The organism is Chryseobacterium sp. FG46 (assembly GCF_057809135.1).
The window spans coordinates 25355-34008 of sequence record NZ_JBMDJJ010000037.1 but is presented as its reverse complement, the minus strand read 5'-3'; the positions used below and the strand labels follow the sequence as shown (position 1 = coordinate 34008).

Annotated in this window: 4 protein-coding genes; all 4 read right to left on the bottom strand. The window is 38.6% G+C overall.

Annotation, left to right across the window (positions count from 1 at the left end; all coding sequences use genetic code 11):
• Positions 1 to 70 precede the first annotated feature (70 nt).
• The 4 genes from ACODR7_RS19530 to ruvA all read right to left on the bottom strand — a co-directional run bounded on the left by ACODR7_RS19530 (position 71) and on the right by ruvA (position 8590).
• The gene (locus tag ACODR7_RS19530) at positions 71 to 448 is read right to left on the bottom strand and encodes a VanZ family protein (protein ID WP_488841713.1); all 378 of its coding nucleotides are present in this window, start codon (positions 446 to 448) and stop codon (positions 71 to 73) included.
• Positions 423 to 800, bottom strand: coding sequence for a glycine cleavage system protein GcvH (gene gcvH / locus ACODR7_RS19525; RefSeq protein ID WP_034695881.1), 378 nt, complete (start codon positions 798 to 800; stop codon positions 423 to 425). Before gcvH ends, ACODR7_RS19530 begins: the two co-directional genes overlap by 26 nt.
• Before the next feature lie 107 nt (positions 801 to 907).
• A complete protein-coding gene (gene sov, locus ACODR7_RS19520) occupies positions 908 to 7948 on the bottom strand; it encodes a T9SS outer membrane translocon Sov/SprA (protein WP_488841717.1) in 7041 nt (2346 codons plus the stop codon).
• A gap of 57 nt (positions 7949 to 8005) precedes the next feature.
• Entirely contained in the window at positions 8006 to 8590 is a 585-nt protein-coding gene (gene ruvA, locus ACODR7_RS19515) for a Holliday junction branch migration protein RuvA (RefSeq protein ID WP_110010714.1), read from the bottom strand.
• Positions 8591 to 8654 lie beyond the last annotated feature (64 nt).

The following is an 8654-nucleotide window of genomic DNA, read 5'->3' as shown; positions in this document are numbered from 1 at the left end:
GAGGGTAAGACGCCTGGTGATGGGAGAATAAAAAAAGAAATAGAAAATAGTGAGGGTTTTGAAAGCTGCCTTAAAAGAAACGCCTGATTAATAGTTTATAGGTATAGTATCCTAACAGACATCCGATTGTATCTGCTACGATATCCAGTGTTTCCATGGATCTGCCCAATCCCATTTCTTCCTGCAGGATTTCGGTAAGGAACGCATAGAGAAGGATGATCTGAAAAAAGTATGAGAATTTTATTTTGGGAAATGCGGCAATGAAAGAGAAACCCAAGGCTGCAAATATACTAAGATGCAATACCTTGTCGATACCGCTGAACATGAACCAATATTCATGATTTTCTTCTCCTGGTTTGAGAAGCATATAAGTAAGAAATGCCCAATAAATGGGCAGTATCTTACTAAATATTTTTGAAATCTTATCCAATGATCGCTTTGTAATCATCCGCAGAAAGTAATTCTGACTGGTCTGCCCCATCAGCAATTTCCAATTTGATGATCCATCCGTCTCCGTAAGGATCTGTATTTAACAGTTCAGGCTGATCTTCTAATTCTGAATTAAATTCAATAACCTTTCCTGCGATAGGTAAGAACAGGTCTGAAACAGTTTTTACTGCTTCTACACTTCCGAAAACGTCTCCTCCATTAAGGTCATCATCTACAGTATCTACATCAACGTAAACGATGTCTCCAAGTTCTCCTTGTGCGAAGTCTGTAATACCGATTGTAGCTACATTACCTTCGATCTTGATCCATTCGTGATCTTTCGTGTACTTTAATTCTGATGGTGTGTTCATTTTTAAATTTTTATTTTGTACAAATGTATTCAAAAATATAGTAGCTTCAAATATTGGATATAAAAAAAGTCCTTCAAAACTGAAGGACTTTTATGTTTGTATTGTTTTTAGAATCCACCTCCGGAATCTCCGAATGTAAATGTGGCTGAAATACCTGCTCTTACTGTAGACAGCGGGAATGCTGTGGAGATCTTGTATTTTGAGGTCATCTGTTCATAGAACACTCTCAGATTCAGATTCTCGGAAACATTGTAGTCTGCTGAAAGTTTGATGTTCATCAATCTTTGTCCTCCGGTAACCTGTGCATCATTCAGCAGAATATTCATAATAGATGTTTTACTGTCTCTTAATGAAATATCTCCTCTGATGTTAAGGTCACTTCCTTTTCCTCTTGTTCCTCTTCCCCGGATATTGGCTGTTCCTAATCTGAAGTTTCGGACAATATATCCAAGTCTTACTACATATTCTGTATTGGCATCTTCGGTAAGCGTCTGGTTGACTAATCCCAGTACCATCATTCTGGTTTTGTTATACTGTATTCCGAACTGCATATTGTTTCTCATGGTAACATCTATCCCGATAAGCGGTGAGAATGATTCTACATATCCAACCTGCGCGAATGTATATGGGTTAATCTTATCACCACCATCTTTGATCACATTACCTGCATTATCTACTGTCTGATAGTATCCCTTCGGGTTGCCATGATAATCTACATTGCTCTGAATCCCTGTTGCCGTGTAGGTCGCCGTATAGGCATGTAAAATATCAAACTTCGAGAACTGCCCGCTGATGATCGGAATATTTTTTAATCCTGAATAGGTAATTCTCCAGTTTGGTAACGGGAATCCTGCTTTTTTAGGATTAGTCATCGGTGTTACAGATTTTCCTTCCATAGCTGCTCTAAAAGCAGGGATCAATACATAGGCATTTCCAATACTGTAGTGCTGCGCAAATCCATTGTTATCCAATACTGCTCCCGGACCTCCCAACTGCTGAGAAAGCGCTCTTGCATTTTCTCTGATCGCCTGGTAAACGGCCTGCCCATCTTTAAATGATGTGCTGAGAAGCGACGTCGTATTGGAATACGTTATCATTTCGCTGGCAAACGTAAAATCAGTATCAGGAACTCCACCATTGGTATAGTTGAACCCTGTATGAGAGAAGTTGCTATTAAAGGTATGCAATACATTAAGGTCAACTCTCAGATCATTCATTGGCATCACCTGCAAGTCTGCTCTCAATTCTTTGGTAGACATTCTTACATACGGATCTGTCATGTAATTGGAATCACTCACCCATCCGTTTTCCATTACTGTTCTTCTGATGTCTGCCTGTGATCCTAAAAGGAATCCAAGTGTTGGACCTCCCAATGTTTGTCCGTATCCATACCAGTTTGGCGCTGATATTAATCCCGGAAGTACCGTTCCATTCGTTTCGTTATAACTTACGTTTAACTGTTTGAAAGAAGTTAAGAAGAATGCAGCACTTTGAAGTGGAGTAAGCTTATTCTTAAATTTATACTTCTTATATCTGTATCTGTTTTTCTCCCATTGTTTCGCATATACATTATTCAGAGAGTCCATCTCCTGTTTGCGTTTCTGAAGTTTGGCATTTATATTCTTGAAATAGCTAAACTGCCCAAAAAACTTAGGAAGATCTGCTGAAGCTGTTGCCTGAATCACATTGGTATTCTGCCCCACAGATCCTAAACTTGTTGTTTGATTCTTGTTAGGGTCAAAAAATCCAGTCAATGAAGTAGATCTTGCTGCCCAGTTATAAGTAAATCCGTATCCTATTTCAGCATCAATGAAATCCAGATAAGGCAGATACTGGAATGGCAGTTTATAATTCAGCTGTGCTCTGTGGTTATACAATACCGGTCTTCCTGCTCTGAATACGTTTCCGAAGATCGACTTGCTGTCCATTGAATTGACATCCAGGTTATCATTCAGGGTTCTGGTTGCAGAATTGATCTCCAGTTTTAATGATTTTGTGAAATTAAAACCTAAACCGTACTGCCATCCAAAGAAGAAGTTTCTGTTTCTGATGGCATCAAAATTATTATTCATGTCACCATTCAGGATTGCTTCCACATTTCTGAACTCAAGCTCATTGTAATTTCTGTCTATTTCAGTTCTGAAAGATATTCTTGTAGGAATTGGATTAATATTGAATTCCTTCACCCATCTCAGATACTTCGTAGATTTTGCCGTATCACTGATCATCTTGTTGAAAGGCTTAAGTACCCACGGTTTAAAGGTGTAGTTATAATCAATATATCCTCTCAGATACTGTCTGTAATTTCTCTTGGTATAGATATCTCTGAAATAATCATCGTTATAAACAGCAGTTACTGATACGTTCTCGATATCATAAAACTTAGGCTTTTTATTTGGATTTACTCTTTCTTTATGCATGTTAACCACTCCGATACTTCTCTGCTGGGTATATGTTCTCGCTACTTTTTTCAACTGATCTTTGTTTGGAGCCTTATTGAATTCTACGTCGGTATCCAAAGGATTGTACTTTGGATCTTCAATAGTCTGCGAGTAAGAATAGTTTAAAGGAATTTTCACCCCTGTTTTTTCCGGAAGGAATTTATCTACATTAATCGCAGTATTAATACTGAATGCGGATTGTGTAGACTGTGTTCTTTCTGCAGGCTTTGAATCGATATTCCCGAAACCAACCGATGTATACGAGGCATTGGCATTCACTGTTGCCAGGTCTCCCATATTGAAGTTTAAGCTGGCATTTCCTGCATATCCACCATCATTCTCAATTTCAGAAAGACGGATTTCGTTTACCCAAAGAACTCTTGTTATGGTAGAGCTTGTTCTTGGATCTGCATTCCTTACCCCAATCATAATGGTGGTAATATTTCCTAAACTTGGTCTCCCTTTAATATAAATATTTTTATAAGGTTCCTGATAGACAAGATCCATTGTTCTATTCGTGATTGCAACACCAGATTTGTCTCTTCTGATTTTAGCATCTACAAAGTTCTGAACATCAAAATCGACCTCATTTTCCATTGGCCAGATCTCCATAGGAGCTGTAGCAGTTGTAGAAGTAAGCTTCATTGTAGATTCATATTCATAATAGTTATCAGTGGCATCACTTCCAAAACGAATAAAGAATTTTGTCTTAGGATCATACGATCCTACATTCAGATCTCTGTTTTCCGGATCATGAGCGTGTACAAACAGCTTCAGCTTTTTGTACCTTCTCATATCCAATGTTGTATTTTTGAATACTCCTCTTGCCTCAGTTTTAAGCTCTTTCACTTTCATGTAAAGTGACGCCTCATTCTGTCTCTGCGCTCCTGCATTTCCACTCAATACCTGTCTGTCAATTCCCGGAGGCAATACATATGGAGGCTGGTTCAATGCATTTTCTTCAATATTTACACTTCCTATTTCAAAATTAGGATCTGTTACAGTTCCCGTTCCTTCGTCGGAATTTGGAACATTTGCACTGGCAATTTTGCTGGTATACTTTCTCCAGTCTGATCTTACAAGATCCATTGTTCCGAATCTTAAGGTAGAGGTCTGATCAAATCCTGCCAGCATTAATCTTGCAAATCTTACATTATTCAATACAGATGGATCCGCTGTCCCTTCAGCAAGATCATAATTCGCCACAGGGATTCTAAACAGGTACCATTTAACATCTGCAGACTGCCCGTTCTGGAATGTTGCTTTTACAGTTTTTACATCTACAATATTATTCGACCCAAGTGACAAACTTGGCTGGTCAAGCTTTATAACATATTGGTTATAGTTTTCAGTCTGATCCAGGTTGTAATCTTTGTTGATATCTTCAGCATCCGGAGTTTGCGAAGCTACATTCAGAGAGTTTGCTTCTGAGTTTCCTTCAGGGTTTCTGAAATATTTATATCGCTCCACCACTGAAGCAGCCTGGCTTCCTGTAAATTTATCAGAAAGATAGAATACGAAGTCATCTACTGCAGGGTCTGCAATATTGGTTACCGGGTTTACAAATGTATTTCCGAATCTCATGGCTTCCTGATCAGAGGTAAGACCATCATATCCGGCATCCTGTACTTTCCTATCCTCTCCTTCTGTAGAGAATGCATATAAGATTGGCGGCTGTTTTGGCTGTACTCCCCAATTTGAGTTCGTTGTAGAAGATGGTGTACCTGGCGTTGGAAGACCGTTTTCATACTGCATTTTTCCATCTTTCAATACATCTTCTGAAACGTTTCCTAAGTGAAGTAAAAGTTTTGGATCAGTACCCAGCGTTTTACCATCTGCGTAAGGATCCATCATCCAGAATTCAACATACTCAATGTTTGAAGTAATAAAGTTCGGAACACTGATTGATCTCATAATCCCTGCCCATCTGCTCTGTGCCTGTTCTGTTACTGGATTTACGTTGTATGGCCCTTTTTCTTTAGGGAAATAAGAGATATCAAAAGTATTGGTGAAAGTTTGTTCTCCTGCTACGAAATCTCTGTTATTATAAATCTCCGAATATTGTACTCTTCTGGAAGCGTGATTGGATACAGACTGCGGTGTAATTCCTGCAGGTGCTTTTCCTCCAACTCCCCAGAATCTAGGGTCAATATTATACCATGTTAATAGTCCTCTTCCATATCCGCTTGTTAGATCATCATTGCCAGGCACTGTGTTAAATGGTGGTAATTTATTTTTTTCCGGTTTTGAAGCTAAACTCCATGCTGCCGGTTCTTTTAATGATATTTTAGAAGTGGTTTGTTCAAAATCGTCAATATAAGACTGGTTATTTGTTCCTTTATTCAATCCAGGTAACAAGTATGCCGCTTCCATCTTGAAGTTTAAGTTGGATGGAGCTTCGGTTTTTACCATCGGAAGTTTATTGGTAAGTCTTGTCAGATAAGGAGCCTGATTGTTGTACATCAGGTTGATCCCTGCCATGGTATTGTTTACCGCTTCCTGCCCGAAGTTTACTTTCTGAGTCAATGGAGATTCTGAGTAATTGATCACCGTTCCTCCTAAGATAAAGTTTTCACTAAATCTTCTTTCCAAATTTAATCCTAAGAATCTTTTTCTTTGGGTATTAAATGTCAATTGGTTTTCCAGTGAAATATTGATTGCCTGTCCGGACTGTTTTACATTTTCATTAATGATAGTAACCGTACCAAGCATATAGTCTACCGTATAGTCTACACCTTCTGTAAGCTGTACCCCGTTTGCAGCCACTTTTACTGATCCCTGAGGAACGTTTACCGCACCTAAAGAAATACCTTGTCCCTGAACTCCTTTATAACGCCCTTCCATGGTATACCTCTGTGAAAGATTACTGGCGGAAGCTTGTAGTTTTTGTTTGGTATAAAGATCCTGAAAAACATACTGAGGATCACTTGTACCTAATTTTGACTCCAGATATTTACCGAAAGGCTGTACTTTGGTAAAAATCACTCTTCCTGTTTCCGGTCTGATGGTAATCCCATTGACAAAGTCGAAAATACCGTCTCCTTTACTTCCGTCTTTATTGTTCTGGATATCTCCGTTCATATTCAGACGGTCCCAGTTAAATAACTTCAGTAAATTCTGATCTTTTACAGGAGTGTCCGGAAGATAGTTTACTTTACCTCCTGTTTTTGGATCTCTGTAATATACGTTAAGGATAAAGCCATCCGGAGATACCTGTCCTGCATCCATAGAATAGATATTCTTCATCATCAGATCCCACATCGGAGACTGAGTATTCACTTTATTATTTACTCTTAATACCTTAGTGACCAGCACAGGGCTTTCTTCAGAAAATTCCCCTACTTTGTATACTTTATTACTTCCATTAACAGTATAAGAGTACGAAACGGCTAAAAGCTGCTGGTCATTCAATTTTTGGTTTAATGAAATATATCCCAGCTGTGGCTGGTAGGTAAATTCATTAGCATTCAGCTTTCTCGCTTTTGTAGCAAGAACAAATTCTTCTCCGTTATTGTAGGGAGTAGATGTTCCCGGGAAGACATGCCCCTGAAAAAGAGCATTGTAATTTTTTCCTGCTTCTCTTGTTCCGGCTACTTGTGATACTTCATCATACAATCCGTTCAGCGAGTTATCCGGCAGCGTTACTCCGCCGGGGCCTTCGCCCAGATCCCTGATCCCGATGATACTTTTCTGGTAAGCCAGGTTACTGTTTCCCTGATCCAATACCCAGACTTCCATTCTGGTAATATTGATCGTGGAATTGATCTGCGGATAATTAAGCAGGGCATCATCATACTTGTTCAGGAAATAATGTCCTATAAAAAAGTGCTGGTTTTCTTCATAGTCAATAGCATTGACTTTAAAATTGTTCATCACACCACCTCCCTGTACTACAATATTACGAGCCTCTCCCTGCTGCTGGGAAAGGACTACTGTTCCAAATGTTTTTCCTAACTGGAATTCTGTTTTTACCCCAAACAGTGATTGTGAACCACGGATAAGGTTGGTTGAAAGCGGCATATTTACATTACCAAATTCAACTCTTTTGATGATTTTATCTTCACCTCCTTCGTTAGGTTTATCTACATTTCCAAGGCCTTTACTCTGAAGATCTTTCCAGCTTCCTTTGGCCTGCCATACAAGGTTCATTCTGTTTTCAAAAGCAAAACCGCTCTGGGTGTCATAATTGGCTTTTAACTGAAGATTTTCCCCTACTTTCCCTAATAATCCAAGCTGAATTCTCTGATCGATATCAAAGGTAAAACTGGTCCTGTTCTGAGGCAGGATCATTGGGTTATCTATTTTTTGGTAAAGTCCCGCAAAATCCAGGGATGCGTATCCTGAAGGGATGATTTCAATTTTGTTACCTCCGAAAATCGTCTCAAAAAGTTTGTTATTAATTAACAATGAAGGGATTAGTCCCTTCTTCCTTGCATCAGATTTGTCTTTTCTGAAGAGAAGATTATATTTATCGGATTTCTCCTTATAATAAGCTTTTGTCTGGCTGGCGAGCATATATTCTTTATACTCTTCCGGAGACATGGCTGTAGGAGGACCTGTGATGGTATTTCCGATTTTAGGATATACATAGTACATCCCGGTTTTTATGTCGTAATAGGCTTCATACCTCGTAGGGTCGGCCACTTCATATTGTTTTCTTATGATCGCTGTATCTTTCTGTGTCTGTGCAAAAGCACTTACAGACATACACAGGAACGACAGGAACAAAAATATGTTAAGATGCTTACTATTCGCCACCAAATGTTAAATGTTTTTTAAGATTTGTTTAACCAATTCTTCTACCGAGATGTTTGGATTTTGTTTTATAATTTTATCCGCAATCTTCTCGCTCGTTCGTTTAGGAATGCCTAAAACTTCTAATGCAGATAACGATTCTTCCTTGATTTTATTATCCACCATCACAGAAATGTTAGCATTTGGATCACTGTATTTCTGTACTTTATCTTTAAGATCTACGATAATTCTTTCGGCAGTTTTTGCACCAATTCCCTTTGCTTTTTGAATCAATGCACTGTTTCCGGAAAGTATCGCAGAAGCAATCTCATCAAGGCTCAATGTTGACAACAGAATCAATGCTGAAACGGCTCCCACTCCATTAACACTTATTAACAGATTGAACATTTCTTTTTCTGAACGTGTGTTAAATCCAAAAAGAAGATGAGCATCTTCACGAATGATCTGCTGAATAAATAAAAAGGTCTGCTGATTCAAAACCAGCGTCTGTGAGGTCATCAAACTGATTCCCACGTAGTAACCAACTCCCTGAACATTGATAACAGCGTAAGTAGGCGTAAGTTCTTGAACAGTGCCTTGTAAAGAAAATATCATTATTAATTTTTAAAACTCCCAAATATAGCAATTTAAACTAATTAATGTTTTCATTTAATGTACG